Origin of the sequence: Leucobacter tenebrionis, assembly GCF_019884725.1 — a bacterium.
Lineage (GTDB): Bacteria > Actinomycetota > Actinomycetes > Actinomycetales > Microbacteriaceae > Leucobacter > Leucobacter tenebrionis.
Window position 1 is genome coordinate 2,608,865 of the sequence record NZ_CP082322.1, and the last position, 25,549, is coordinate 2,634,413.

The window sequence follows — 25,549 nt, forward strand, 5'->3', positions numbered from 1 at the left end:
GCGTGCATGGCGGCTACCCGAGCCCGATCCCGGAGCGCGACACCCACGAGAACCGCTCCCCGCCACCGCGGCCGAACGCGGTCACCGGAGGCAACTTCCGCGCACGCTCGCTCACGAACCGCGCACCCGACCGCGCCCCGGTCCTCGCCGCCCGGTACGCCTGGCCCGGCACCCTGCGGGCGCGACGCGCGAGCTCGGCCTGGAAGTCAATGCCCCGACCCGCCATCCGCGCCGAGCGCGACGCCATGAGGTCAGTCGGCCGCACCCACTCCGCCCCCGGCAGCTCCTTCTTCGCCGCGTCCTTCGCCGTCGAGTCCTTGGTCAGTGACGGGTCGCGGTGCCGGGCCAGCGCGGACGTCTCGCCCTCGTGCGGCGTCTCATCGACGTGGCCACCCTCGCGCTCGTCCCGCTCGCGCACGGCCGTCACGGTGGGCTCGATGTTCGTGTTCCGGTCGTCGTTCATGGCTTCTCCTCATCGCTGTCAGCGGTCGCAGTCAGTTCGGGCCGCGCGAACCAGCGGCCCACAGTGGAGGGGTGCACACCCAGATGCCGGGCGATCGCCTTGTTCGACCAGCCCTCCGCATCCCGCAACCGCACCGCCACCTCCCGCATCGGCGTCCGCTCCGGCGCCGGAGTGAGGATGACCGCCTGTGACTCGGGCAGACCGCCCGCCGGGGTCGTCTCCTCGTCAGCGAGGGGCGGCGGGACGGGCTCGGAAGCCGGGCGGGTGAGGATGACGGTGAGGTGCGTGATCGCCAGCAGCACCAGCGGCGGCACCGCCGCCACCGACGCCGCCAGCACGCCCGGCACATCGGCGTCAGCGGCGACGACGGCATGGATCGCATTCGCCGTCACCGACACCAGCGCGCCCGCAGCGAGCAGCACCCACGGATACCAAGCCGACCGTTGCCGGGCGAGCGCGACGACAGCGACGGTTGCGACGACGATGATCCCGTCCACGATCAGCGGCCACGCCCACGTCTGCCCCGCCTCGATCCCGGAACGCCGGGCAAGGTCCGCCAGAGCGGTGAAGGAGAGCCAGAACGCACCTGCGGCGATGAACACCGTCCCGGCGACCGCCGTCGCCACCGCGACCCGGCCACCCCGCGACCGCACAGGTGCCTGCGCCTGCGGGTTCATGAGAGCACCTGCCCTGCAAGACGCGGCACGCGCCGCAGGTCATCGTCCCGTACCGCGCTGGATGGTGCGGGTTGGACGTGGGTGGCGCGGTAGGCGGAGCGGATCGTCGTGACGACCTCCCGCGGCGGCAACCCGACCCGCTCACCCGCCGGGGCGAGCGCATCGACCATCTCCGGCAGCGACAGACCCGCCTCGGCCAGGCGGCAGGAGGCCCAGAACAGGCCACGGTTGCGTTCGCCCTCCGCGCGCATGCCCACCCAGTCGGCCAGCCGCTTCGCGTCCTCCGAACGAACAGGGCCCCGCGCCCGATGCACGACGGGCTCGGGACGCGGATCGAGGAAATCCCGCAGCGCCGCCGCATCCACCGGGCGCGGCTCCCGGTCACTACTCCCCGTGAGCGAGTACCCAGCCCGGCCGTGGTCGGTCGTGACGGCGGAGGGCGGGACGATGACGTACCCGCCGGTGCCGCGGAAGTCGACACGTGCCGCGGCCGCCTGCCATGACGGCTGCGGCCGGCCGGGGTCGGCCGGGTAGTAGAAGTGCGCGCCACCGGACGGCGTGCGCACCACCGCCACCCACCCCTCCACGAGCCCCGCCCGGCGGGCACGACCGAAGGCATCGAACCCGTTCCCGTCCGGCTTGCGGTCCACGTCCACGACATCGACCCCGGATGGGGCGCCGGTGGGGACGCCGATGTTCGCGGCCGGCCACCGGCGCCACCACGCCTCCACCTGCGCCAGATCAACGCTCGCCTCATGGAAGCCATGCCGGGTCAGCGGACGCTTCTCACTAGGCACGCACGGAAACACCGGCACACCCGCCGCCGCGAGCCGCGCGGAGGCTTGCGGAAGCGGGAGCCCGCTGAGGGAAGCGAGAACGCTGGCGACGCTCATCACAGCCCCCTCACCACGGCCTCCGCCGCACGCGAGGAAGGCGCTGGCTCGACCAGTGCCGGAACTGCCCGCTCCGCCCCGGCCCCTCGCGACGGCGCCGCGGACTCACGGGTCAGACCGGGCGGATCTCCGGTGCCGACCTGGACGGTGTCGAGGGCATCGAGGATCGCCCCGGCGGTCTTGCGGACGCGTTCACCGGTGGCCTGCACGACCTCGCCCGGCTCCTTGTCTTTCACCGTGCCCGCCCACCCGGAGACATACGGGATCGTGTAGGCGGTGGTATCCATGCTGTGCGCGGCACCGATCATCAACGCCACCGACTCGGCCTCGACCTCACCGATCCCGCGATGCCCCGTCGCATCCGGGTTGTCCGGACCGTGCAGCTTCACATGCGCCAGCTCGTGCGCCAGGGTCTTCACCTGCGCGGCCTCATCCATGTTCATCCGCACCGCCACCGTGCGGTTCGCGTAGTCCGTGACGCCGTTCGCGCCACGAATCTCCCGCTCATCCGCGACGCGCACCACCGTGAACCCTTCGGCCTCCACCAAGGAGGCAAGCCCAGCCCACAGCCCGTCGGGCGCCTCGCCTTCCAGGAGCGTCGGGGCAGGGCGCTCGGGCACGGGATCACCGCTGGTCTGCGACACATCCCACACGTAGGCGGGCCTCGCGCCGACCATCCGGGAACGCACCACCTCGCCGGGCTTCGGCTTCTCGAACCGCCCCAGCCGCCGCCACGACTCAGAATCAGCCGGATTGCTCGACGCGAACCGGGCCGTCACCGGCGCGAAGATCACATACCCCGCCTGACCCCGCTCCACCTGACGCCCCAGCGTCTGCCACTGCTTGTAACCGGCGACATACGACGGCTCCGGGGAAGCGACCCGGCCCTGCTCGTAGGCATCGAGATGCTGAGCGAAGATCAGCAGCGTGTTGCGGAACGACCGCGCCCGGAACCGGGCAGCGAACTCCAGCGCACGCTTCCAGTCCTCACCCGACACAAGCAGGTCGACGGCCGCGGTCAACCGCTCATGGAGTTCTTCGAGCTTCGCATCCCGCGCAGCCCGCTCCTCCTCGTTCATTGCCACCACAGACCTCCTCCCGGCAACGGGTCACCAGCCGGACAAGACGACCCGTCGTGAACATCAGGTGCGCCAGGGAACGCAGAAGGACCAGGCGGACGACGGCCAGGCAGCGCGACCGCCAGAATCCACACTGAAACCGACGTGTCTGTCCCGTCCTAACGCTGCTCGGCGGACACGCGGGAGACCCCGGGAGGGAGGAGGGTTCGCGTCACGCAGAACGCGGTCGTTCTGGCGAGTTTCTTGAGACGTGCGGTCAGCCGACTGCCGAGTTCAACGACGCGGCGCTGCTCTCGACGTGCATGGACAGGGCAGTCCGGTACTGCGACGGGGTAACGCCGAATCGTTGACGGAACCATCGCGAGGCTACCCGTGGATCACTCCAACCCACCGCTTGAGACGCGCAAGCGAGCGACATGTCGGTCTCTTCGATAAGCCGAGTGAACTCAGTGACGCGAACCTCCGTGAGAAATCGCATCGGCGGTGCGCCCGCGTACCGGGCGAACAAACGAGTCAGATGTGTGCGAGACAGTGCGACCTCCCGCGCCAGCGACGACACCGTCCACGGCTCGGCGAGCCTGGCGCGCAGCACGTGAACTGCTTTCCCGATATGCCCGACCAGCACTGGGTCGGTCAGGCGACCATCCACAGGGTGCCACGCATCCACGAGACCTTCTGATCGGGCGTCCGGGGCGAGGAAGACAGGCACGACCTCGGCAACCCACCGCGCGACGAACTCGATCGTGCGGGCGGTCACCAACTCCAACGGCTGACGATTCGTGTCGAGCAAGCTGAGCTGCCGCCAGATCGGCTCCAGTGCGTGTAAGCGCTCTTTCCCAACATGCAGCACGAGCGGCGCGCCATCCCAATCATCAGGATGAAGACCAGGAACGAGGCGCTGCTTGATCGGCAGAAAGCATTCCATCTGCCTTCGCCACAGTTCATCGTCGGCGTACACCGTCCAGGCCCGCACCTCAGGCTTCGGGACCAACTGACACCACCTGCCAGCCCCGACCGCGACCGCAGAACCCGTCGGCAAGATCACGTTCCGTTCCCTCGTCCGGATCTCGCAGACGCCATCGACGACATTGACGATCTTCGCGAACGGGAATACCGCACGCGCTGTCGGCAACCGCCGCACCATCTCAACGGCGGCTATCCGCATCGGCAAGCCGCTGTGCAGGGCTGCGCTTTCCAGCGGAGCGGCCTGCGTCGAACACACTTGCGCTGAGTACGGCGCCATGGCGCTTCGGACAGGATCGTGAGATTCCGCCGTGATCTTCTCCTCTCTGAGTTGAGCCGTGTCCACCTCTTGTGCTTCTCGGGCGCGGCGCAATCGCGGGTTCTTCATGCAGGAGGCGCAGGGGAACCTCGCGGGAGTGTCGCCTGCGCTCCGAAGCCGTTCTACGGGGCGGCGAGCACGAGAGAGGCCCGACACGAGATGTGACGCTACGTAACGTCGTAGTGAGCGACGCGTGAACGTCCACACGCCGACGCAAGATCACCCGACAGGAGCAGGTCAAACCTCCCGTGTTCTGGGTGCTGTAGGCGGTGATGCGGTTCATCGGATGATGGCGAGAGCCACAGTTCGTCACATCGATGTCAACCAGAATCCTAAACATGTTAGGGTAAATCCTAATAAGGGAAGGTGATGAAGTGAATCGTGCGCGGCTCACGACGGAGCGTCTCGTAGAGGATGCGTGTCGTCTCGCGGATGAACAGGGGGTGGAACGGGTCACGATGTCTGCTCTTGCTCGGCGTGCCGGGGTGCAGGCAGCGAGCCTGTACACGCACGTTCGCAGTTTGCGGGATCTGCGGACTCGCATGGCGCTTCGGGCGCTTTCTGAGCTTTCCGATCGCTTGTCCGCGGCGCTGTCAGGTCGGTCGGGGCGTGACGCGTTGACGGCGTTGGCGGCTACGTACCGGTCGTACGCGGCAGATCATCCTGGGCGGTATGAGGCTGCGCGCCTGCGGTTGGATTCGCCCACTGCGCACTCGAGTGATGGCCCGCGGCATGTGCAGCTGACTGGGGCGGTGTTGAGGGGATACGAGGTTCCGGAGGAAGAGCAGGTGCATGCCGTCCGGTTCATCGGTGCAACCATCCACGGCTACATCGAACTGCAGCGTTCGGGTGGGTTCGCACACTCACAGCCCGACCCTGAGGTCAGCTGGCAACGCTGTATCGATGCGCTACATCAACTGCTCAGTCATTGGCCAACGCATCGAGATGAACGTGAAGGAGGATCTAGTGGAGATCACAGCTGAACTTGTTCGTGGTGCTGTCGAGATCGAGCGCACCGAAACTGGCGTTCGACCGCATCGCCTACCTGCGTGGGCTCGGCGTCAAGCAGATGCGCAGCTCGAGCTAGCCGAAGCGCAGCCCGCGGGAGTTCGAGTCGCTTTTCGATCTGCCGCAACACGCGTGACTCTTGTGGCTCGCGCTGAGCGGTTCGGTTACGTCGGCGTTCCGCTGCGTGCGCCGGGCGTGTTCGATGTACTCGTCGACGGGGAACTCGTCGCCTCGGCCTCGCTTTCGAGCGCGGTTCAGATCCTTCGTGACCTCACCACTGGCGAGATCACCCGCTCAGAGGCCGAGCCGGAAGAGCTGACCTTTGAGCTCGGCGTGTCCGGTGGCGTGGAACGTCTGGTCGAGATATGGCTGCCGTATTCGGAGTCAGTCGAACTGATCTCCATTGACGCAGACGAGCCGCTCGCTCCGGCGCACCGGCCAGCTCCAACATGGGTTCATTACGGGTCCTCGATCAGCCAGGGATCTAACGCAGCCAGCGCGGCCACCATCTGGACGGCGGTTGCCGCGCGTCTCGGAGGCGTAGAACTCACGAACCTGGGCTTCGGTGGCAGTGCCCTACTGGACCCGTTCGTCGCACGAACGATACGGGATCTGCCCGCCGACTTGATCTCCGTGAAAGTGGGGATCAACATCGTCAACGCGGATCTCATGCGCCGTCGCGCTTTCGCCCCGGCACTCCATGGCTTCCTCGACGTGATCCGGGACGGTCACCCCGACACGCCTTTGCTGCTGGTCACCCCGCTGTGGAGCCCGATCTTCGAACACACACCCGGGCCCGGAGCGTTCGACCCTGACGCGCTCTCCCGGGGAGAGACGAGATTCGTCGCTGCCGGCGACCCAGCGGAGGTCCGAAGTGGAAAGCTTGATCTCGCCACGATCCGCGCTGACATCGACCGGGTAGTTCACGACCGTTCCGCGTCCGACCCGAACCTTTTCCAACTCGACGGAATGGCCCTCTACGGGGCGAGCGATGCACAGTCACATCCACTCCCAGACGACCTCCACCCTGATGCGGCCACCCACCGGCTTCTCGGGGAGAGGTTCGCCGAGGAGGTTTTCGGCGTTGAGGGGGCGATCCCCACCACAAAGTGACAGTGACTGCGTTGATCTGATCGTTGCGTTGAGCGAGCCAGATCCCCAGCCTTCGTAGAGGATTCGGCGAGCTGACTGGTGCGTCGCGGCCGTCTGATGCCTCTCGTTCGGCGCGCGCCCGTCGTGACCATGCCGTCGACCGGCTGATCCCGCCCCCGGCGCAGGCCGAGCTACACGTCCTCGTCGAGGATGTGCCGATCGAGTTGCTGGGGGGAGGCGGAGCGGGCGGCGAGGAGTCCGCCGATGCCGGGGATGAGGGAGAGCACCCAGACGATGTGTCGGTCACCGCGGACGAGGATCGCGGTGATGACGGTGGCCATGTACGCCAGGCCGTGCAGCGGCCCGAGAATCTGCGAGATCGCGGGTGCATGCACGGTGAGCATGTTGGCGAGCATGAGGATGAGGGTGACCAGTTCGGCCGTCCCCGCGATCTGGAGCATGCGGCGGGGACTCATAGCCCGACGCCCGTGGTCGATCCCGGCCGGTAGATCATGAGGACGACGACGATGGCCCACACCACGTTGAAGATCCCGGTGACCATGCTTAGGCTCCCCGGGATCCGGTCGAGCGAGGGCTGGGCCGGATCGGCTGCGTCGGGGTCGAGAGCGCGGACGAGGTGTGACTGTCTGGGCAGGATGAAGGCGATGAGCAGGACCGCGGCGATCGCGGTGAGGATCATCGACGCGATCAGCCACGCGTCGCCGAGGACGCCGATGCTCGCCGCTGTGGCCAGCCCGAACACGGGCACCAGGACGGCGATCACGCTGTAGACGCGGGTGACGCGGTGCAGGATGCGTGCCACCGCGGCCTTTCGGGGATCGTCCGGGGATGCCAGCGCGAGCCGGGCGAACCGGGGGAACATGCTCGCGGCGATCGCGACGGGCCCGATGGTGAGGATTGCGGCGAGGACGTGGACAGACAGCAGGAAGGCGTTCATCGGGTGACCCGCTCTCCGGTGACGTGGGTTTGCGGCAACCGTCCGGCTCGGGATACCCCGGTGAGGCTGTCGCCGGTGATGGTGACGTCGTATTCGAGGTTGAGCCGGAGGGGCTTGGTGATCTGCTGTCTCCACGTGGCGTGCTGGCCATCCGGGGTGTCTTCGGTCACAAGGTCGGTCAGGGGGACTGCTTCGCCCGCGCCGTGCGCCGTCCCGGTGACCGAACCGTCATGTTCTTCGAAGTGGTAGTTGGCTTCGATGGTCCCGATGGGAGTTTTCATCCTCAGTCGCCAGTCACCGCAGATGGGGTTCATTCGCTTTGGTGTTCCTTTCGTTCTCAGGTCCGGATGCTCACGGCGTGGGGGGCTTTGGGCACCGTGGTAGGGGCCTTGCCGGCGGCGCGCCAGACGGTGCCGCGTCGCTCGTACTCGAAGAGTTCCTCGACAGCGTGGGCGATCCGGGGTCCGAAGTGCCGTTCTAAGAGGTAGAGGGCCAGGTCGAGCCCGGAGGTGACGCCGCCGGCGGTGACGAGGTCGCCGTCGTCGACGACGCGGGCGTTGACCGCTGTCGCGCCGGTCGCCTCCAGCAGTGGCATTCCGAGGGTGTGGGTGACGACGTTGCGGCCCTCGCAGAGTCCGCCCATCGCCAGCGCGAGCGAGCCGCCGCACACTGCCGTGACCAGGACGTCGGGGTCGCGCATCGCGTTGGCGATGAGCGGGATCGCCCCGGTCGCCGCGAACCGTGCCAAAAGGACCGGGATCGTCTCGGCGCCCTCGTCGGGGTCGCCGTCAACCGGCCCGGATGCACCGGGCACGAGCACGATCCCCGGCCGGTGGGGATCGAGCGCCGCCGTCGCGCGGAGCCTGAGGCCCTGCGAGCCGGAGACGACATCGCGCGCCCCTTCGGCGCTGACCAGAGTGATGTCGAGTGCGTTGTCGAGGAAGTACTCGCTGCCTGCGACGAACACCTCGAACGGCGCGATCACATCGAGCGGATCAAACCCGTCGAACAGCACGATCTGCACGGACATCGACACGGGAACTCCCTTGCGTTGGCGGAAACGGCGGCGACGCTATCGAGTCTCCGGCCTGTTCCGATCGGGCACAATCGGCCCGATGGCCAATGATCGCCGGAATCTGGCCACGCGTTCTGAACGTCAATCTCGCGCTTGAATATCTGTAGGATGCACGGTATGTACACCGTCGTCGCGCTCGCTCTTCCTGATGTGATCGCGTTCGATCTGGCCACCGCAGTGGAGACGTTTGGTCGTGTGACGCTCCCGGACGGGCGCCTGGCGTATCGGGTGATCGTCGCCGGGACGGCGCCCACGGTCGACGCGGGCCCCCTCCAGATCGCCACGAGCGTGGGTCTCGAAGCGCTGGAGCGAGCGGACACGATCATGGTTCCAGGGCGCAACGACGCGGCCGCGCCGCTCCCGGACGGCGTCGCGGACGCGCTCCGTGCGGCAGCGGCGGCGGGGACGCGCATCGCTTCGATCTGCGTGGGGGCGTTCGTGCTCGCAGACGCAGGGCTCCTCGATGGGCAGCGCGCGACGACCCACTGGCTCGCCACCGATCTGCTCGCACGACGGTTCCCGCGGGTGATCGTGGAGCCGGATGTGCTCTACACCGACAATGGGCAGGTGCTCACTTCGGCGGGTGCGGCCGCAGGGCTGGACCTGTGCCTGCACATGATCCGTCGGGACTTCGGTGCAGCGGTCGCCGCCCACGCGTCACGGTTGGCGGTCGCGCCGCTGCACCGCACAGGAGGGCAGGCGCAGTTCATCGTCCGGAATCCGCCCACCTACCGCACCGCCACGCTGGAGGACGTGCTCGTGTGGATCGAGGAGAACGCCCACCGTCCGCTCACGCTCGCCGACATCGCAACAGCAGCCCACACGAGCATCCGTACTCTGACCCGACGTTTTCACCAGGAGACCGGGCAGGCTCCCATGGAATGGGTCACCGGTGTGCGCATCCGGCACGCGCAGGAGCTGCTGGAGACCACCGACCACAGCATCGAGCGCATCGCCCGACAGATCGGCTTCAGCAGCCCCAGCGCCTTCCGCGACCAGTTCCGCCGCGCCACCCGAGTCTCTCCCAGCGAGTACCGCGCAACATTCTCCGGCCGTCCGCCATACGACAACGACGAGGCGACCCGGTGAACACCGCGGGTGAGCAGGTCCGCGCGCGGTGTCGTTAGCGCGAAGCCAACACCGCCGCTGACGTCAGCGCCTCCGGAGGTGATCCGTGGGGTGTGCTGATCTGGGCCCAGAGGTCGTCGAGGGACAGGCCGAGCACGATGGCGACCGCGGCAACGGTGGGAAACGCTGGTGTGGCGACCCTGCCGGTCTCGATCTTGCGCAACGTCTCGGGGGAGATCCCCGCCTCGATCGCGACGTCAAGGATCGAACGTGGACCGCGCGCGACACGGAGTAGTTCTCCGAGCCGCTGCCCGCGTTTGACGTCCTCGCGAGTGAGCGGCAATCTGACCATGCCACCAATACTAATCACGGTATAGTCGTACCGGTATAAGTATTGGAGATTTGGCGGGAAGGTGCCGGATGATCGAGATCCTCACTCCGAGCGAGCTGGACCGGGCGCGAGTCACCGGCCGCATCGTCGGCGACGTTCTCCAGCGCCTCAAGGCCCGCTGCCGGGTCGGGACGAACCTGCTCCAGGTTGACCAGTGGGCGCGGGAGATGATCGATGCTGCCGGTGCGACCTCATGCTACGTCGACTATGCGCCCTCGTTCGGGCGCGGTCCCTTTGGGCACTACATCTGCACCGCCGTCAACGACGCCGTGCTGCACGGCATGCCACGCGACTACCGCCTCGCGGATGGGGACCTGCTCACCCTCGACCTCGCGGTCATCAAGGACGGGGTCGCGGCGGACGCCGCGATCAGCTTCATCGTCGGCGACACCCACAACCCGCAGGACGTCGCGATGATCGACGCCACCGAACGGGCGCTGATGGCCGCGATTCATGTTGCCGCGCCGGGGTTGCGGCTGGGGGACCTCTCGCACGCGATCGAGCAGGTGCTGTCGGGCGCCGGCTACCTGATCAATACCGAGTTCGGTGGTCACGGCATCGGCTCGACGATGCACCAGGACCCGCACGTGTCCAACAAGGGACGACCCGGGCGAGGATACCGGCTGCGGCCCGGGCTGCTGCTGGCCCTGGAACCGTGGGTGATGGCCGACACCGACCGGCTCATCACCGACCCGGACGACGGGTGGACGCTGCGCAGCGCCACCGGATGCCGCACCGCCCACACCGAGCACACCATCGCGATCACCGACCATGGCGCCGAGATCCTCACCCTCCCACAGCAATAGATGCCCCGATAGCGTCACCGGCCCCCGCCGCTGAGGACCGTATCCGGATGAGTTCCGCCAGCGCGCGCTGCGGATGCTGAGCGAGGCTCGCCCTGATCACAAGACCGATCACGCTGCGATCAAGCACGTCGCCGCCAAGCTCGGCGTCAACCCCGAGACGCTTCGACTGTGGAAGAAGCGCCTCGACGTCGACGAGGGCCGGCAGTCGGGGACCTCGAGTGAGGCGCAGGCGGAGATCAAGCGGTTGAAGAAGCAGATCGCCGAGTTGGAGAAGGCGAACGAGATCTTGCGGTCTGCGAGCGTGTTTTTCGCGACCGAGCTCGGCCGCCCCTCGTCGAGATGATCGCGTTCATCGACAAGATGCGTGATCGTTTCGGGGTCGAGCTCGTGTGCCGTGTGATGCGGCAGGCCGAGGTGGGGTTCCTCACCGCCCGCGGATACCGGGCCGCGAAAGCGCGTCCGGCGTCAGCCCGGCAGCTGAGAGACGAGCTGCTGATTCCGGAGATCACCCGGCTGCATGCGGAGAACTATGGCGTCTACGGGGTCCGGAAGATGCACGCGCTGCTGCGCCAGCAGGGCGGGATGATCGGTCGCGACCAGACCGGCGGGCGTGAGGAACGAATGGGTGACGACTGATCGTTAGTGCCGGGAGGCGCTGGCGGGGAGGATGTCATCATGCCCGGTCCCTATCCGAAAGAGTTCCGCGAGGACGTCGTCGCGGTCGCTCGTAGCCGCGAGAGCGGCGTCACTATCAAACAGATCGCCACCGACTTCGGTATCAGCGAAGCAACGCTGCAGAATTGGCTCCGCCAAGCCGATATCGAAGACGGCAACCGTCCCGGTCAGACCGCCGCCGATGCCGCCGAGGCCCGGGAGTTGAAGAAGCGGATCCGCCTGCTCGAACAAGAAAACGAGGTCCTTCGCCGTGCAGCGGCGTATCTGTCGCAGGCGAATCTGCGTCTCGGTGGCTCCCTAAAATGACGTACCCGCTCGTATCTGAGCTCGCCGACTCGGGGGTCCCCGTGACGGTGTCGTGCCAGGTCCTCAAGCTCGCAAGACAGCCCTACTACCGGTGGCGCAACAATCCGATCCGTGACGCGGACCTGCTGCGCGCGTATCGGATCAACGCGCTGCATGACGCGCACCACGATGACCCGACGTTCGGGTACCGATACCTCGCCGACGAAGCCCGTCGAGCGGGGTGGCGGATGAGCAGGCGGACGGCGTGGAAGCTGTGCTCGCAGGCCGGGATTCTCTCGTCCGCGCAGCGCCGGCGACGCGGGAAGGGCAAGAAGGCCGGGCCGCCCGTGTTCGACGATCACGTCCAGCGAGTATTCCGTGCGGACACGCCGAACCGGCTCTGGCTCAGAGATATCACGGAGCACTGGACGAGCGAAGGCAAGCTCTACTGCTGCGCGATCAAAGACGTGTTCTCCAACCGGATCGTCGGCTACTCGATCTCAGACCGGATGACCGCGAAGCTCGCCGTTGACGCCCTCCGCAACGCCGTCGCCCGCCGCGGTGAGGTCGCCGGCTGCATCCTGCACGCCGACAGAGGCAGCCAGTTCCGTTCCCGGGCCATGGCCCGCGAGTTGCGCCGCCACGACGTGGTCGGATCGATGGGAAGAGTCGGCGCCGCCGGGGACAACGCGGCCATGGAGTCGTTCTGGTCACTGCTGCAGACGAACGTGCTCAACCAGCAGCGGTGGGCGACTCGGCAGGAGCTGCGGCTCGCGATCGTCGTCTGGATCGAGCGGGAGTACCACCGCCAGCGCGCGCAAGACACCCTCGGCGGCTTGACGCCCATCGAATTCGAAGCCAAGCTAGCCGAGCCACTCACACTCGCGGCCTAAACCGAACCTGTCACCAGTTCGTTCCTCACGCCCCGACGTTCAAACAAGGCGCACCTTCTTATGCGTTGACATATATGGCACGCCCGAGTCGGATGAGGTTCGCTGGGTCGTAGCGGCGCTTGATGTTGACAAGGCGCTGGTAGGTCTCGGGTTCGTAGCAGGCACTTGTGCTCAGCTCGGCGGTATTGTCTCCAAACAGGAAGTTCAGTGCTCGACTGGTCGCCCCGTGCGCGAGGTCTTCGATCAGGGCGGACTGTTTGTTCCCGAGGTCGCCGGGTACCTGCCGGGCGACCGGTGTGGTTACCCGGACGACGTAAGTCGCGTCGCGGTGGCCGACCGCGTTTTCATGCTCTGGCTGACGCGCGGCAGCACCGCCGAGGTGATGAAGCTGGAGGAACACGCAGTTCTCGGTCTCGGCATCGATGCGTTTCATGACGGTCGCGGCCGCCGTGGGGTCCAGTGCCGCGGTAGTGACGGCATCACCTTGATAGCCGTGCGGGGTTGCCGGCTCGGCGAATACCTTGCTGCACTCGGCGTAGGGCATCGGGTAGATGGTGTCCTCGACCGGTCCCCAGGTGCGTAATACGTCGATCGCGGAGATGCATGTCCTGGGGTCGGTGCAGGTGACGAAGAGGCGCAGGGTCCGCTTGCCTCGGATGCGTTCCGGTAGAGTCGGAAGGTCGGGGAAGGTCATGAGCGACAGTGAGGATGTGAGTTCGTCGGGCACGCCGGTGGTCCACTCCCGGTAACGGCTGACGATCTCAGGGAATCGCTCAGGGTCGAAGCTCAGTGCGCCGGCAAGAACCTGGTCGACGGGAAAGAGCCGGAACCGCAACGCGGTGACGACGCCGAAGCTGCCGCCACCACCACGCATCGCCCAATACAGGTCTGCGTGGTTGTCGGCGCTCACGTGCCGGGGACGGTTGTCGGCGGTGACTACGTCGAACTCGGTGACGTGGTCGGCTGCGTATCCATACTGCCGGGTGAGCGGTCCGATGCCACCTCCAAGGCTGTAGCCGGCAACACCGACCGTCGGTGCGCTGCCGTTGAGTGGGGCCAGACCGTAGCGTGCGGCCTCGCGCACGACCGCGTCCCAGGTTGTTCCACCGCCCACTCGAGCCAGCCGTGCGTCCGGATCGATATCCACACGCTGGAGTCGTCGGGTGCTGATCATGACGCCGCCGGTGAAGGACGTGGCGCCGTGTCCGGTGTTGCGTGCAGTGATGGGCAGTTCGTTCTCGGCGGCGTAGGCGACCGCACGCTGCACGTCGGCGGCGTCTTCGGCTTCGATGAGCAGGTCAGGTTCGGCACGGACTGCGGTCTGATAGCAGGACGGCCACTGTGGGTCGCCGGGCCGATAGGTGTACCCGTGGATGTCGTCAAGTTTCATTGGATCTCTCCTATGCGTGCGCGGGTCGTGGTGATGAGGGCAGTAAGAAGGAGCGCCGCGACGGCCGCGGTGAAGCCGATACCGGCGGTGCGCAGGCCGGTGGCGTCGGCGGCGTAGCCTGCAGCGACGACCGGTACCGAGATGCCGAGGTAGACGACGAGGAAGAAGCTGGACATGGTTCCGCTGCGCGCGTCGCCGGGTGAACGCGCGCTGCTGATCGCCACAGCTGCCCGGAACGCCAGCCCTTGGCCGATACCGATGACGATGGTGCTGAACACGATCAGCACGGCTGAGCCGATGAACAGCGCAGTGGCGAATCCGAAGACCGCGACTAGGACGATCGCGCATCCGGCCATGAGCGCCGACGCCGCACGGAGGCGTCTGGTCGCGACCTGGCTCAGAGCGGACCCAGCAAACATCGCAAACACAACGCCCCCGGACAGCAATGGGTTGGTCACACTCAGCAGCCGGGTGAGGAACGCGGGCTCGACGGCGGCCACCAGTCCGAGCATCGCGAAGCACGCGAACATCGCCACCGCCACCGCGGGGAATACAGGCCGTACCTCACGGGGCAACGTCGGCCAGTCGATGCGGAAACGAGAACGTGCCCGCGTGGGCGTCGACCTCGGCGACTTCAGTTCCGGCGCCAGCCACAAGCCGGTGCCCGCGACGATGACCAGCGCGAGGTGCACCACGAACGGGGCCACGAGCGGAAAGAGCCCGAGTTCGGCGAGTAGCCCGCTCAGCAGCGGTCCGCACCCCAGGCCCAGCGTGTTCGACGCGGTGGCGACCAACGCCGCGCGCCCGTGATTGCCGGGCGGTTCGAGTTCCGCTAATGCCACGGTTGCTGTGCCGGTGATCATCCCAGCCGACAGGCCAGAGAGCAAACGGCCGATGAGCAGCCCGGTCAATCCTGTGCCGCTGAGGAAAGCCAAGGCCGAGAACGCAGCGGCTCCCAGGCCGGCCATGAGCACAGGGCGGGGACCGATTAGGTCCGATACGCGACCGAGGAACACCAGTGCGACGAGGACGCCGCCGGCATATATCGCGAACAGCACGGTGATCGTGAGGTCGTCAAAGCCGAGACGACGTTGCAGCGTTGGATACAGGGGTGTCGGCAACGTTGTGCCGATCATCGTCGCCGTCAGCGCGGCAGCCACCGCCCAGAAGGCGGATGGCCGCCCGGCTCGTCGTTCCCCCACGAAGACCAGGCTGTTAGGCGACCCAACAATCTGTCCAACAGAATGTTTCGATCGTCATGATCGGTACCATCGATCTATGGAACTTCGGCAACTGGAGCACTTCGTCGCCGTGGCCGACGAACGACATTTCACGCGCGCCGCAGCGAAGGTGCACCTGGCGCAGTCGAGTCTGTCCAGTTCGATCGCCGCGCTTGAACGCGAACTCGGTGCCGAACTGCTGGTTCGTTCCAGCCGCAAGGTCGAACTCACCGAGGCAGGCCGCGCACTCCTGCCTGCGGCTCACCGATCTCTCGAGGCTGCCCGTGACGGGCAGGACGCGGTAGCCGCTGTACGCGGTGTGCTCCGGGGCCGTCTCCGCGTCGGGACTATCCAGGCGCTCGGCGGCATCCCGTTGACGCGATGGCTCGCGGACTTCCACGAGCGCCATCCTGAAGTCCACTTGCGCGTCCATCACGACGCGGTACCGAGTCTCATCCACGATGTGGTTTCCGGAGACCTCGACATCGCAGTGGCCGATCGCCCGTTCGAGAGAGCCCACCTGCACGAGCGACCTCTGGTTGCGCAGTCGCTCGTGCTCGCCGTCAACCATCGCGACCCGCTCGCCCGCCGCCGACGAGTTCGCCTGAGTGACCTTGCCGACCGTCAGTTCGCTGAGTATCGCTCCGACTCTGCGCTCCGCGCACGGATCGACGTCGCGTGCGAGGAAGCGGGCCTCCATCGGCGGAGCATCTTCGAAGCCGACACCATCGCGGACCTGCTGAGCGCCGTCGAGCACGGCATCGGGATCGCCCTGGTTCCCCCCGAAACGATGGTTGGCTACCCGCACCTGCGGACGGTGAACACCGAGCCCGAGATCGGTCGCGAACTTGTGATGGTGTACGCCGCCAACCGGCCACCCAGCCCGGCAACGGACCGGTTTCTCAGCACCATCGAGTACTCATTGACGAGTGACGGAGGGCGATGATCTGAGTCCTGATCAGGATCCCACCGGGGATCGAAGCCCGTTGGCCACACTGGGAAGACGAGAGCCAGGTGAGGCCCGCCGCACTCGTTCAGGATCGCCGGTGCTGGGAATGAGTCGCCCGGTGACCCATCGTGGGTGAATGTCTGAGCGTAGCGTCCCTGGCGTCGAAGAGCTTGTAGATCGGGACAGCGCCGTGGACGAGGACGAAGCTGTGGAACCGGGCATGCGATGAGATAGCGGAGTTGACTGGCGATCTACCTTGCGTCGTTCCGAAGGTCGGTCAGAGCCGCGAGCACGTTGCTTATCTCTTTCGACATCAACGCGCGCCTCGGCGCCATGAAATTCCGACGAGCAGACTCATGACCCGACAGTCGCGCAGAGCCGGTGTCCGTCTGTTTGAACCCCCGGGACGTCCGTCCGCTTCGCCGACGACGCGGCGCACCAAGCGAACGTGCTTCACATCATGCAGCGCCCCTCCGATACTATGATCGTCGAAAGATTCGTCAGTCGAAGGAGGGCGGCGTGGGCTCGTCGCGGGAAGACGCTGAGGAGGCGTTCGGTGCGGCTGTCCAGCGGTATCAGCGGGTGACGCAGGCCTTCGATGACGCGGTGGGTCGCGCGTTGGATCTTGGGGCGACCGAGCTGCGGTGTTTGGACTGGTTGACGGAGGGTGTGATGTCTTCGGGCGAGTTGGCGAAGGCTATTGGGCTGCGGCCAGCGGCGACGACCACGCTGGTCGATCGTCTGTGTCGTCGCGGTCTCGTGCGTCGTGGGCCGGCACCGGCGGACCGTCGGAAAGTCCTGATCGAGTTGACTCCGGAGGGGCAGGAGGTCCTCTGGAGGATGTACGGACCCCTCGTGCAGGATGGGCACCGGCTTCTGGGGGAGTTCGACGCCGAGCAGATCCTCGCCTTCGAGCGGCTCCTGTCCGCGATGGCGAGCAATGCAGAAGAACACACTCGGCGAGTGGCAGCGGGCGTCGGGACGTCTGGCCCGTGAGATGACAGCCCCGCCGCATTGAAGAAGTCGCGCGTGGCGAGGACAAGTAGAGGAGAAGTAGATGCCGGATATGCAGGCGCTTGTAGCGTTCGCCGTGATGTCGTTCGTGCTGATCGTGGTGCCGGGGCCGAGCGTGCTGTTCGTCATCGGGCGGTCGCTGGCGCTGGGTCGGCGGGGTGGGTTGTTGAGCGTGCTCGGGAACGAGCTCGGCGGTCTACCGCTTGTTCTCCTGGTGTCCGTGGGGCTCGGTGCCGTCGTCGCGCAGTCCGCGATGGTGTTCCTGGTGGTCAAGCTGCTGGGGGCGGGGTATCTCGTGTATCTGGGGGTGCAGGCGATCCGGCATCGGCGCGTGGACACCGGCGCGATGACTGCTTCCGGGAACGGCCCGTCGTCGTCGTGGCGCGTGCTGCGCGAGGGCTTCATCGTCGGCGTGACGAATCCGAAGACGATCGTGTTCTTCGTGGCGGTGCTCCCGCAGTTCGTCACTCCGCAGAACGGGTCCGTCGCGGTGCAGATGGCGGTCCTGGGGCTCGTATTCACGGTGATCGCGTTCGCCTGCGATGCGTGCTGGGCCCTGGTGGCCTCCGCGGCGCGTCAGTGGTTCGCGACCTCGCCGCGGAGGTTGTCGACGATGCGCGCGACCGGCGGCGGGATGCTGGTCGGCATGGGCGCGACCCTCGCCCTCGCCCCCGCGAAGAGCTGACCGGCGTGCACGAAAAGCGTAGAGCGGTGGCGGATCACCAGGGGGAGCATCTGCTGGAGCGGGCGAGGCGGCTCGACCAGGAGGCACGGGCGATGTGCGAGCGCCTTGGCCTGTGGCGTCGGCTGGAGAGCCTCGGCGCTCCGGTCGTGGTCGGCGCCGCCGGCCTGGGCGTGATCGATCGGCGGGACATCGACATCACCACCTCGTGCGTGGCGCTGAACGAGGAGACCATCGGACGCATCACCTCTCTGGGGGCGGAACTCGCCTCGCACGAAGACGTGCGGCAGGTCGTGCTCCGGGACGACACCGGCCGATGGAACACCGACCCGCGATACCCGGACGGCTACTACCTGGGGCTGGAGATCATGTCGCCGCGCGAGAAGCTGTGGACCGCGGATCTGTGGTTCGTCGGCGAGCCCGAACGCCAACCCGACCTCGAGCACCTCCGCCGCTTCGCACCACTCGTAACCGACGAATCCCGGGGGGCCATCCTGGCCCTGAAGCGCTCGGTCCGAACGCGTGGCACAGGTGATGACCCCGTCCCCGGATACCTGGTCTATGAAGCCGTCATCCAGGACGCCGTCCGCTCGGAGACGGAGTTTCAGGAGTGGTTGAACCACCGGAGAACCGAATCCGCGACCCACGACGAAGGACCACACGCATCATGAACGACAGACTCTCCGCGCTCGGGCGAGTCAACGCGCTGCTCGTCGCGCCGCACGCGACGAGGCCGGAGCTCGCGCTCGGATACGGTGCTGCCCTGATGGGAGCTGCGGCTGCGACAGCAGGCGGAATCGTCTCCGGATACGGGGCCGCGCACGTGCTCGTCCTCGCCGTGCTCGGATTCGACATCGCCGGCGGTGTCGTCGTCAACGCCACACGGGCAGCGGCACGACGCTTCCATCGCGGCCCGCACTGGCGACGGCGCTCCGTGCTGTTCGTCGCAGCGCACGTGCACCCGTTCGTCGTCGCGCTGCTCTTCCCCGCACAGTCCTGGTCGGCAAGCGCCGTCCTCTACCTGGGACTGGTCGCATCTGCGCTGCTGATCACCTCGACGCCGCTCGCGCTCCGTCGGCCAGTGGCTTTCGCCTGCGCCGCCGCGTTGATCACGTGGACCGTCGTGACCGGGCCGACGGAGGACGCGCTGGTCTGGATCGCGCCGCTGCTCGTCATCAAACTGCTGCTCGCGCACCTGCTCACCGACAGCATCCCGACACCAGAAGCCACATGAGCATGGGCGTGTCCATGATGTCTGATATCTCATCCGGATCAGCGGCGGCTAGCGGAGCATTCCGAGCGACGACCTCATTGAGAGAGCGAACCTCGGCCTGGCGCGGCTCGATGCCCTCGCTCTGTGGCTAAGTGACACCGCGAAGGACATCCCTTAGGCGCTTCTGAGCCTGCAGTGGCCTGTTGGTCACCCCAAAGCTCGCTGCAGAAAGTCATCAACGCCGTCAGTCAAGGCTGAGCAGCGTAGTGAATCGAACCGGTCCAAGGTGTGGTGCCCCCCGGGTAGCTCGACGTAGACGACCTGATCGGCCGAGGCATCGCGCAACTGCTCGGCCATCGTCCGCGCCATTGCCGGGGCGACCATGGGATCGCGGTCGCCGTGAACGATCAGGGTCGGCGGTATGTCGACTGACGAGGTTCTTCCGGTTGCCTCGCTGAGGTAGTCTTCGGGCGCGGAGGGCAGTCCGCGTGTTGGCGCGGGACCGTAGTACCCGTACAACCCGATGACGGCCGACACTCTCGTATCGGCGTCTTCGAACCCCGGCTGGAACCGTGGGTCGCCCGCAGCAAGAGCGCAGATCGTCGCGATATGAGCACCGGCGGACCCTCCGACGAGAACGACGGTCTCAGGATCAGCCCCGTAGTCTCTGGCGTGCTCCCGTGTCCAGGCAAGCACCCGTTTCGCGTCGACTACCTGGTCGGGGAACACCGCGGGTTCGAGGCGATAGTCGGCGCTGATGCCGATCCAGCCCGCTGCTGCCAGTTGTTCCATCAACAGGCGCGCCTCTTTGCTTCGGCGGCCGCTAAAGAAGCCCCCGCCATGGAAGTGGATGACGAAGCCCTTGGCGGCTTTCAGATCACGTGCACGATAGAGATCGAGGAGGTGTGCTGCCCGGTCGGGGCCATAGCGGATGGCGCTAGTCCGTTCCACGCTGCGCCGACGGAGGCGTGCCGGGGCCAGCGCGGCGCGCAGCCAATGCCGCCAACCCGGTGATCGTGACAGACCGACGTCGCCATAAGCGGCAGCCAATGAGTCAGAGATGGCGGATCGTCCACGGCTCGCCAAGACGATCACGGCGACCTGCCCGATCGCGGCCAGCGACGAAAGCGCCAGCGCCACGCCCCCGACGATCGAGAAGGGCGCGCCCTCCGCAATTGCCAACGTTGTTGACGTGGCATTCAGGAGGAGGAAGATGTGCGGCAGTTCACTGCCCGCCATGGCGAGTACTGACGTCGGTGTAGCTCGCGGTCCGTTGGTCGGTCGGGGCCACAACGATAGATACGTGATTGCGGCGGTGACTACGCTGCCTATCAGGTATCCGATGGGGGCGTGAGGCAATATGTTCCTCCGATCAGCAATGCGACCAATAAGAGCGCGCTAAGGCCTGACAGGTTTCAGGTCGCGTCCTCCGCATACCCTGCCTAGGAGTGGGTGCGTCGAACGGAGCCAGGTTTCGTGAAATGCGACGGCGTCGGCTATCGCGATCCAGTCCGGGGCGACTGTAGCGACGTCAGGGTGGTGTGACGCCAGCGGGGAGGGTGACGCGGTGGTCGGTTATCCAGGCCTGCGTGTCTCGTGTGGCGATGCGCTGGAAGACGATGCGCAGGATGGCGTCTTGGACGATGCGTTGCATGGAGCCGGCTGTCTTGGAGCTGCTTGAGCGTGCTCCTTCGGCGACGATGCGTTCGACCCGGCGGCGCCGCTGCTCTTCGAAGGTGGTGAATGCACGCTCGGGCGTGGTCTCCGTGTGGAGACAGGAGGCGAGGACGACGGCATCTTCCAGTGCCATCGAGGCGCCTTGGCCTGAGCTCGGGGCGGGCGCGTGGATCGCGTCACCGACGAGTCCGAGGCGTCCTCGGTGCCAGGTGGGGACGTGGGGCAGGTCGTAGGTATTGTCGCCGGCGAGTTCGAGTCGGCCGGTGGTGATGAGGTCGTGGAACGGGCCGGGATCCGCGGCGGCGAGGTCGGCGAGCAACGCCCGCCATGTGGCGGGGGGAGTGGTGGCCCGCTCCTGCCGTGAGACGGGCTGTCGTGGGACGTTGACGAACCACACGACATCACCGGCCGGGGTCGGCAGTGCGCCGAAGAACGCGCGCCTGCCGAAGACCAGTCGCCACGCGCCTGGTTCCAGGCTTGCCGCGAGCGCGGTGCTCTCCGTGATCCCGCCAAAGTTGGCCAGCCCCATGTAACGCCTCGTCGGCGCTTGTGGGTCGATCGCGGAACGTACCACCGAGTTGATCCCATCGGCCCCGATCACGAGGTCCCCGGCGATCGTCTCACCTGATTCCAATGTCACGCTGGCTCCGCGATCGTCCGTGGATGCGCTAGTCACGCGGGACTGCGAGCGCACCTCAATGCCCCGTTGCCGTGCCAGATCCGTCAAAGCTGAGGCCAGTCGGGTTCGCTTGAACGACAGCGCCACTGTGCCGTCCTCGCGTGCGGCTCCGAGGGGGATGACACCGAGGGTGCGTCCCGATGCGCTCACCATGACGTTCCGATCGGTGGGGACCCCGAGCCCGCGAACCTGCTCCAGCGCCCCGATCGCGTCGAGTGCGGCGACACCGTTGGCCGCGATGGTGAACCACGACCCGACCTCGCCCCTGTCGGCCGGGTTCGCATCCAGCAGAAGGGGTTCGATCCCCACAGCCTGCAACGCCATCGCCGTCGCCGGCCCCGCGATACCTCCGCCCACGACCACCGCACGCATCCCACACCTCACTTATTCGATCAATAGATAATTCGACAATCGAAAGGATTCCACGAGGTTCACCTCTGAGTCAACCCGCACCGGGGGCCGGACATCGCCCTCGTCCGATGACTGATGACCACGCTCGCCCATGCCGCTGGCGCGCGCCGTGGCGTATCAGATGATCGCCGGACTCCGCGGCATGCAGCCGACGATGAGCACGCAGTCATCCGGGCAGCGCGACCGGACCTGGCGCTGACGTCCTTCGTCGTGAAAAGCGCGATGATCTCAGCCGACTCCCAAGAGGTTCGTGATGGCATGCTGATCGCCGACGTCTGTCCGAGCCCGCGGGCGGTCTTCCCCTCGCTGTTGGATTGCGTCCAATGCGGCGACCGCGAGGTCGGCTCCGAGACCGGTTGGGGAACGGGGCGGTCGCGCGGCTGATGGCCCGGTACCTCTCCGTCGCCTTAACGGGGTGCGCACGAGAGGCGTTGTCGTCCCTCGACGCCCTCTTCGCCGCAGTCTCGGGCTAGGTCCGCGCTGGGCCAGGCCATTCGACGGGCGATCGAGATCTCGCCACTCATTCCCGAGCTGAAGCAGCTCGGGTCACCACCCGAGCCATCCCCGTTCGCCGATCACCGACGCGCGGATGGAGTCGGCGGTGGCGACGACGAGGAGGCCTTGCTGATCCGCATTGGGGACCGTCATTACGACGTATCCGGCCGCGTCGACCGTGACGGTGTCGATCCCCGCCCCGGAAGGGACATCGAGCCGCGCCTGCGACGTTCGGGTCTCGAGGTCGGCGACCTGGTAGGTGTACCTGCCGCCCTCGTGCGCCTCGGACACCGCGAACCCTTGGTCGGAGCCGGCTGCGTATCCGGTGTTCGGGTCGAGCACGATGTTCGCGGTCCAGGCGTCGTCCGGCGCCCAGGAGGCGCGCAGCATGTTGGTGTCGGGCACGATGCCGGTCAGCGGGTCCGGCTCCGGCTCCGGTCCCGGTAGCTGAGCCTTGTGGTTCGTGGCGTCTTCCATCGTCTGCGAGTACAGGAACGGATCGGGCTCGGTGGCGGTGAGCTCGCCCTCCCAGCGGAGCGAGACGTCCGGCGGTGCAGGCTTCGCGGTGACGGAGCCGACGGGGATGGCGAGGACGGCGTCGTCCCGGTCGCGCAGCACGATCTGCCGGGATGGCTCGTCATAGGCGTACGAGGTGAGTGAGGCGACGTAGTCGTCCTCCAGCCCCGGTACCTGCTCGTCGCGGGCCTCGATGCCGCCGGTCGCGGCGTCGAGGATCACCAGCCCGTCGTCGGTGCGGACGTAGGCGTAGCCGCCGCCCACGGCGAGGGCCTCGGCCCCGATCGACGGGAAGTCGTTGGAGAGCATCGTGTCCCACAGGCGCTCCCCGGTGTCGAGGTCGAACGCGATGGCCTGCACGCTGTAGCCGATCGAGCCGATGCGGAAAAGGTCGACGTGCGGGAAGGTGTCGGTCTCGTACGCGAGAACCGCGACATGCCTGCCTCCGACGATCTCTCCGGTGGCGATCGCGTTCGACGGCCGCGTCTCGGCCGGGCTGGTCGTCGTCTCGACGAGGGTGACGACGCCGGCGATCGCGAGCAGTGGCACCATCACCCAGACGGCGGGCATCAGCCACCGACGGCGCTTCCTGTCGCCGTGCGGATGCTCGCCGTCGGCAGGCGAGCGGGTCTGCTTCGTCCGATCCATCCCCCTCCTTCCCTGTGACTGGGATTCTCCCATTGGCGCGGGAAGCCCCGCCGCCCAGACGTCCGGATGGGTTCCCTTGCCGTGCAGGGGGCGCGGCAAGCGATCCTCGACCTCACGCTATAAGCCCCACGAAGGAGCCTAGCCGCGCCCGAGGACCGCAATATCGGTTGGCGCAGTCCCGTGAGCACGGTGCCGGCCCGTTCCTGTCGCCTGTCCTCTGCCGTGGCGACGCCCCCATGTTCTTGCGACGAGCTGTTCTCGTGGAAGCAAGGAAGGCTGTGCTACTCGGGCTTGAACAAACGCCGCGTGGACATGTCGCAGCCCCCTACGCTCCTCCAGGCGCTTCTCCGGCTTTTGGATGCGCCGCGAGGCCCCCGTTTGCGTATCGATGCTGGGGTCGCGTTTGTCCGTAATCCGCTTCGGGAACGCCACATCGGCTGTTGGTATTCTCGGCCTTCAGCTCTATCGGACTCCTTCGTGAGCTTGAACGGTGGTGTCCGGCGTGGCGGTGGCCGGGGTGGCTGTGGTCGCCTTCGGCGTTGCCGGGGTGAGGGCGAGTCCGACCGCGAGGAGCGCGGCTGCTGCGAGGAGGCTGTATGCGGTGGCGGTCTCGGAGCCCTGGCCGACGGCGGTGAAGTAGAGGGTGCCGAAGAGGGCGATGCCGGTAGCGGTGCCGAGCTGGATGGTCGTGTTCAGGATGCCGGAGGCCGATCCTGCTTGTTCGGGGCTGGTGTGGGCCATGTACGAGGCGAACAGGGAGTTCAGGGCTGCGCCCATGCCTGCCCCGAACACGAGCGCGGGGACGAGTATGGTCCATCCGCTCAGGTCCCGTCCGAGCAGGAGCGCGAGAACGGCGATCACGGTGAGGCTGGCAAGGGTGCACGTGACGCCGGCCGCGGGGAGGACTCTCCCGAGCCGGGCAGTGAGCCGGAATGCGAGGACGTTCCCGGCGACGATGCCGACGGTTGCCGGCACGAACGTGAGGGCTGCCTGCAGGGGGGTGTATCCAAGGGTCTCCTGGAGGTGGAGCGTGAGGACGAAGAACACCGCGACCGACGCGTTGACGACGAACAACACCGCCTGGACGGCGAGCAGGCTGGTCGAACGGAGCAGAGTGGGGTCGATCAGAGGCTCTGCTCCGCGTCTTGCGGATGAGCGCTGGGCGGTGAGGAAGAGCGCGAACAGGGGGATGCTCGCGAGCATCAGAGCGATGGCCCACCACGGCCAGCCGAGCTCCCTGCCCTGCACGATCGGAAACAGCGCAGCGAGCAGGGCGAGCGTGAGCAGCAGGAGACCACTGAGGTCCAACCCGCGGCGCCGCGTCACCGCGTGCCGGGGCATGGTGATCAGGGCGCCGATCACCGCGATGACGCCGATGGGCACATTGACGAGGAACACGGCGCGCCATCCCGTCCCGAACAAGTCGGCCTGGGTAAGGATACCGCCGAGCATGGGACCAGCGAGGCCGCCGAGCGGGAACGCGGCGGCGTAGAAGCTCATCGCCTTCGCCTGCTCCGCGCCCTGGAAGCCGGTGTGGATGAACGACAGCACCTGCGGAACCATCAACCCAGAGCCGACGCCCTGCACCACGCGCGCGGCAATCAGGATCTCAGAAGTTGGCGCAACCCCGGCGGCCAGCGAGGCGACAGCGAAGACGCTCATGCCAGCGACGAACAGGCGAGTGTATCCGAACCGATCTCCGAGGCGTGCGCCCGTGATCAAGGTCAGTGCGAACCCCAGCGCGTAGCCCGCCGAGATCCACTGCAGGCCGGCATCCAGAGCGCCGAGCTCGCGCTGGATGGTGGGCAGTGCGACCGTGACGATCTGGTTGTCGATCATGTCCACCAGCACGGCGGCGATCGCGACCATGAGCGCCCACCAGCGCATGGTCGTCCCCTGGGTACGCGGCGAAGCTTGGACGGCCACCATTCCTCCTTCTGGTCAGTATCAAGCAGCGCAATGACTGTATCACCCATACACATGATAGAGGCATCGTCCGTGATGAATGAG

At 66.9% G+C, this 25,549-nt stretch carries 28 protein-coding genes and 1 pseudogene; 13 read left to right on the forward strand and 16 right to left on the reverse strand.

Annotated features, from left to right (window positions below; translation table 11 throughout):
- Positions 1 to 13 precede the first annotated feature (13 nt).
- From KVY00_RS11940 to KVY00_RS11960, 5 genes are all read right to left on the reverse strand, one after another.
- The gene (locus tag KVY00_RS11940) at positions 14 to 463 is read right to left on the reverse strand and encodes a hypothetical protein (RefSeq protein WP_067243738.1); all 450 of its coding nucleotides are present in this window, start codon (positions 461 to 463) and stop codon (positions 14 to 16) included.
- Complete coding sequence (locus KVY00_RS11945; protein ID WP_174522513.1) at positions 460 to 1,140, reverse strand: DUF2637 domain-containing protein; 681 nt, start codon at positions 1,138 to 1,140, stop codon at positions 460 to 462. The genes KVY00_RS11940 and KVY00_RS11945 overlap by 4 nt, the downstream gene beginning before the upstream one ends.
- Positions 1,137 to 2,033 carry a bifunctional DNA primase/polymerase gene (locus tag KVY00_RS11950; RefSeq protein ID WP_067243740.1) on the reverse strand — a complete coding sequence of 299 codons (897 nt, stop codon included), beginning with the start codon at positions 2,031 to 2,033 and terminating at the stop codon, positions 1,137 to 1,139. The genes KVY00_RS11945 and KVY00_RS11950 overlap by 4 nt, the downstream gene beginning before the upstream one ends.
- Positions 2,033 to 3,112, reverse strand: coding sequence for an ArdC-like ssDNA-binding domain-containing protein (locus KVY00_RS11955; protein WP_067243742.1), 1,080 nt, complete (start codon positions 3,110 to 3,112; stop codon positions 2,033 to 2,035). The genes KVY00_RS11950 and KVY00_RS11955 overlap by 1 nt, the downstream gene beginning before the upstream one ends.
- 256 nt (positions 3,113 to 3,368) lie before the next feature.
- Positions 3,369 to 4,421 carry a helix-turn-helix domain-containing protein gene (locus tag KVY00_RS11960; protein ID WP_223043142.1) on the reverse strand — a complete coding sequence of 351 codons (1,053 nt, stop codon included), beginning with the start codon at positions 4,419 to 4,421 and terminating at the stop codon, positions 3,369 to 3,371.
- Positions 4,422 to 4,768: 347 nt separating this feature from the next.
- On the opposite strand from KVY00_RS11960, the gene KVY00_RS11965 reads away from it, so the two are divergent.
- Together KVY00_RS11965 and KVY00_RS11970 are read left to right on the forward strand one after the other, a co-directional pair.
- A complete protein-coding gene (locus tag KVY00_RS11965; protein WP_084344388.1) occupies positions 4,769 to 5,377 on the forward strand; it encodes a TetR/AcrR family transcriptional regulator in 609 nt (202 codons plus the stop codon).
- Positions 5,298 to 6,515: an SGNH/GDSL hydrolase family protein gene (locus KVY00_RS11970; protein WP_255218100.1), complete on the forward strand. Its 1,218-nt coding sequence runs from the start codon at positions 5,298 to 5,300 to the stop codon at positions 6,513 to 6,515. Before KVY00_RS11965 ends, KVY00_RS11970 begins: the two co-directional genes overlap by 80 nt.
- A gap of 170 nt (positions 6,516 to 6,685) precedes the next feature.
- Here KVY00_RS11970 and KVY00_RS11975 read toward each other — a convergent pair whose 3' ends face one another.
- The 4 genes from KVY00_RS11975 to KVY00_RS11990 are packed head-to-tail and all read right to left on the reverse strand — an operon-like array spanning position 6,686 to position 8,482.
- Positions 6,686 to 6,955: a hypothetical protein gene (locus tag KVY00_RS11975; protein WP_231492954.1), complete on the reverse strand. Its 270-nt coding sequence runs from the start codon at positions 6,953 to 6,955 to the stop codon at positions 6,686 to 6,688.
- A gap of 11 nt (positions 6,956 to 6,966) precedes the next feature.
- The gene (locus KVY00_RS11980) at positions 6,967 to 7,452 is read right to left on the reverse strand and encodes a hypothetical protein (RefSeq protein WP_067243745.1); all 486 of its coding nucleotides are present in this window, start codon (positions 7,450 to 7,452) and stop codon (positions 6,967 to 6,969) included.
- A complete protein-coding gene (locus KVY00_RS11985; RefSeq protein ID WP_067243746.1) occupies positions 7,449 to 7,766 on the reverse strand; it encodes a hypothetical protein in 318 nt (105 codons plus the stop codon). The genes KVY00_RS11980 and KVY00_RS11985 overlap by 4 nt, the downstream gene beginning before the upstream one ends.
- A 23-nt stretch (positions 7,767 to 7,789) precedes the next feature.
- On the reverse strand, positions 7,790 to 8,482 hold the full coding sequence (locus KVY00_RS11990; protein ID WP_067243793.1) for a DJ-1/PfpI family protein: 693 nt from the start codon (positions 8,480 to 8,482) through the stop codon (positions 7,790 to 7,792).
- Between the two features lie 162 nt (positions 8,483 to 8,644).
- Here KVY00_RS11990 and KVY00_RS11995 point away from each other — a divergent pair, with 162 nt between their 5' ends.
- Entirely contained in the window at positions 8,645 to 9,616 is a 972-nt protein-coding gene (locus tag KVY00_RS11995; RefSeq protein WP_067243748.1) for a GlxA family transcriptional regulator, read from the forward strand.
- A gap of 34 nt (positions 9,617 to 9,650) precedes the next feature.
- Here the strand turns inward: KVY00_RS11995 and KVY00_RS12000 are convergent, their stop codons facing one another.
- Positions 9,651 to 9,947 carry a helix-turn-helix transcriptional regulator gene (locus tag KVY00_RS12000; RefSeq protein WP_006902578.1) on the reverse strand — a complete coding sequence of 99 codons (297 nt, stop codon included), beginning with the start codon at positions 9,945 to 9,947 and terminating at the stop codon, positions 9,651 to 9,653.
- Between the two features lie 68 nt (positions 9,948 to 10,015).
- Between KVY00_RS12000 and map the strand changes: the two genes are divergently transcribed.
- From map to KVY00_RS12020, 4 genes and pseudogenes are all read left to right on the forward strand, one after another.
- Positions 10,016 to 10,792, forward strand: coding sequence for a type I methionyl aminopeptidase (gene map, locus KVY00_RS12005; protein ID WP_067243750.1), 777 nt, complete (start codon positions 10,016 to 10,018; stop codon positions 10,790 to 10,792).
- Positions 10,793 to 10,844: 52 nt separating this feature from the next.
- A pseudogene (locus tag KVY00_RS12010) lies at positions 10,845 to 11,135 on the forward strand (transposase); the annotation flags it as partial.
- Positions 11,132 to 11,428: an IS3 family transposase gene (locus KVY00_RS12015; protein WP_067243755.1), complete on the forward strand. Its 297-nt coding sequence runs from the start codon at positions 11,132 to 11,134 to the stop codon at positions 11,426 to 11,428. The pseudogene KVY00_RS12010 and the gene KVY00_RS12015, both read left to right, overlap by 4 nt.
- A 39-nt stretch (positions 11,429 to 11,467) precedes the next feature.
- Positions 11,468 to 12,645, forward strand: a protein-coding gene (locus KVY00_RS12020) for an IS3 family transposase (protein WP_394358247.1) whose coding sequence is annotated in 2 segments (ribosomal slippage) — positions 11,468 to 11,734 and positions 11,737 to 12,645 — 1,176 coding nt in all. Because the reading frame shifts where the segments join, the coding sequence is not laid out codon by codon here.
- A gap of 58 nt (positions 12,646 to 12,703) precedes the next feature.
- Here the strand turns inward: KVY00_RS12020 and KVY00_RS12025 are convergent.
- Together KVY00_RS12025 and KVY00_RS12030 are read right to left on the reverse strand one after the other, a co-directional pair.
- Positions 12,704 to 14,035: an FAD-binding oxidoreductase gene (locus KVY00_RS12025; RefSeq protein WP_223043143.1), complete on the reverse strand. Its 1,332-nt coding sequence runs from the start codon at positions 14,033 to 14,035 to the stop codon at positions 12,704 to 12,706.
- A complete protein-coding gene (locus KVY00_RS12030; RefSeq protein WP_217996184.1) occupies positions 14,032 to 15,195 on the reverse strand; it encodes an MFS transporter in 1,164 nt (387 codons plus the stop codon). Before KVY00_RS12030 ends, KVY00_RS12025 begins: the two co-directional genes overlap by 4 nt.
- A 118-nt stretch (positions 15,196 to 15,313) precedes the next feature.
- Between KVY00_RS12030 and KVY00_RS12035 the strand changes: the two genes are divergently transcribed.
- The 5 genes from KVY00_RS12035 (at position 15,314) to KVY00_RS12055 (ending at position 19,134) form a co-directional block, all read left to right on the forward strand.
- Complete coding sequence (locus KVY00_RS12035) at positions 15,314 to 16,201, forward strand: LysR family transcriptional regulator (protein ID WP_067243760.1); 888 nt, start codon at positions 15,314 to 15,316, stop codon at positions 16,199 to 16,201.
- A gap of 522 nt (positions 16,202 to 16,723) precedes the next feature.
- The gene (locus KVY00_RS12040; protein WP_067243765.1) at positions 16,724 to 17,200 is read left to right on the forward strand and encodes a MarR family winged helix-turn-helix transcriptional regulator; all 477 of its coding nucleotides are present in this window, start codon (positions 16,724 to 16,726) and stop codon (positions 17,198 to 17,200) included.
- Between the two features lie 61 nt (positions 17,201 to 17,261).
- The gene (locus KVY00_RS12045) at positions 17,262 to 17,903 is read left to right on the forward strand and encodes a LysE family translocator (RefSeq protein WP_067243766.1); all 642 of its coding nucleotides are present in this window, start codon (positions 17,262 to 17,264) and stop codon (positions 17,901 to 17,903) included.
- Between the two features lie 26 nt (positions 17,904 to 17,929).
- Complete coding sequence (locus KVY00_RS12050; RefSeq protein WP_067243767.1) at positions 17,930 to 18,571, forward strand: hypothetical protein; 642 nt, start codon at positions 17,930 to 17,932, stop codon at positions 18,569 to 18,571.
- Positions 18,568 to 19,134: a hypothetical protein gene (locus KVY00_RS12055; RefSeq protein WP_223043144.1), complete on the forward strand. Its 567-nt coding sequence runs from the start codon at positions 18,568 to 18,570 to the stop codon at positions 19,132 to 19,134. Before KVY00_RS12050 ends, KVY00_RS12055 begins: the two co-directional genes overlap by 4 nt.
- A 186-nt stretch (positions 19,135 to 19,320) precedes the next feature.
- Here KVY00_RS12055 and KVY00_RS12060 read toward each other — a convergent pair whose 3' ends face one another.
- Positions 19,321 to 20,352 carry an alpha/beta hydrolase gene (locus tag KVY00_RS12060; RefSeq protein ID WP_223043145.1) on the reverse strand — a complete coding sequence of 344 codons (1,032 nt, stop codon included), beginning with the start codon at positions 20,350 to 20,352 and terminating at the stop codon, positions 19,321 to 19,323.
- Positions 20,353 to 20,644: 292 nt separating this feature from the next.
- Entirely contained in the window at positions 20,645 to 21,841 is a 1,197-nt protein-coding gene (locus KVY00_RS12065; protein ID WP_067246045.1) for an FAD-dependent oxidoreductase, read from the reverse strand.
- 114 nt (positions 21,842 to 21,955) lie between these two features.
- Between KVY00_RS12065 and KVY00_RS12070 the strand changes: the two genes are divergently transcribed.
- Entirely contained in the window at positions 21,956 to 22,264 is a 309-nt protein-coding gene (locus KVY00_RS12070) for a hypothetical protein (protein ID WP_223043146.1), read from the forward strand.
- 162 nt (positions 22,265 to 22,426) lie between these two features.
- Here KVY00_RS12070 and KVY00_RS12075 read toward each other — a convergent pair whose 3' ends face one another.
- Entirely contained in the window at positions 22,427 to 23,539 is a 1,113-nt protein-coding gene (locus KVY00_RS12075) for a PA2928 family protein (RefSeq protein ID WP_067246042.1), read from the reverse strand.
- A 462-nt stretch (positions 23,540 to 24,001) separates the two neighbouring features.
- Positions 24,002 to 25,465 carry an MFS transporter gene (locus KVY00_RS12080; RefSeq protein WP_223043147.1) on the reverse strand — a complete coding sequence of 488 codons (1,464 nt, stop codon included), beginning with the start codon at positions 25,463 to 25,465 and terminating at the stop codon, positions 24,002 to 24,004.
- Between the last annotated feature and the right edge of the window lie 84 nt (positions 25,466 to 25,549).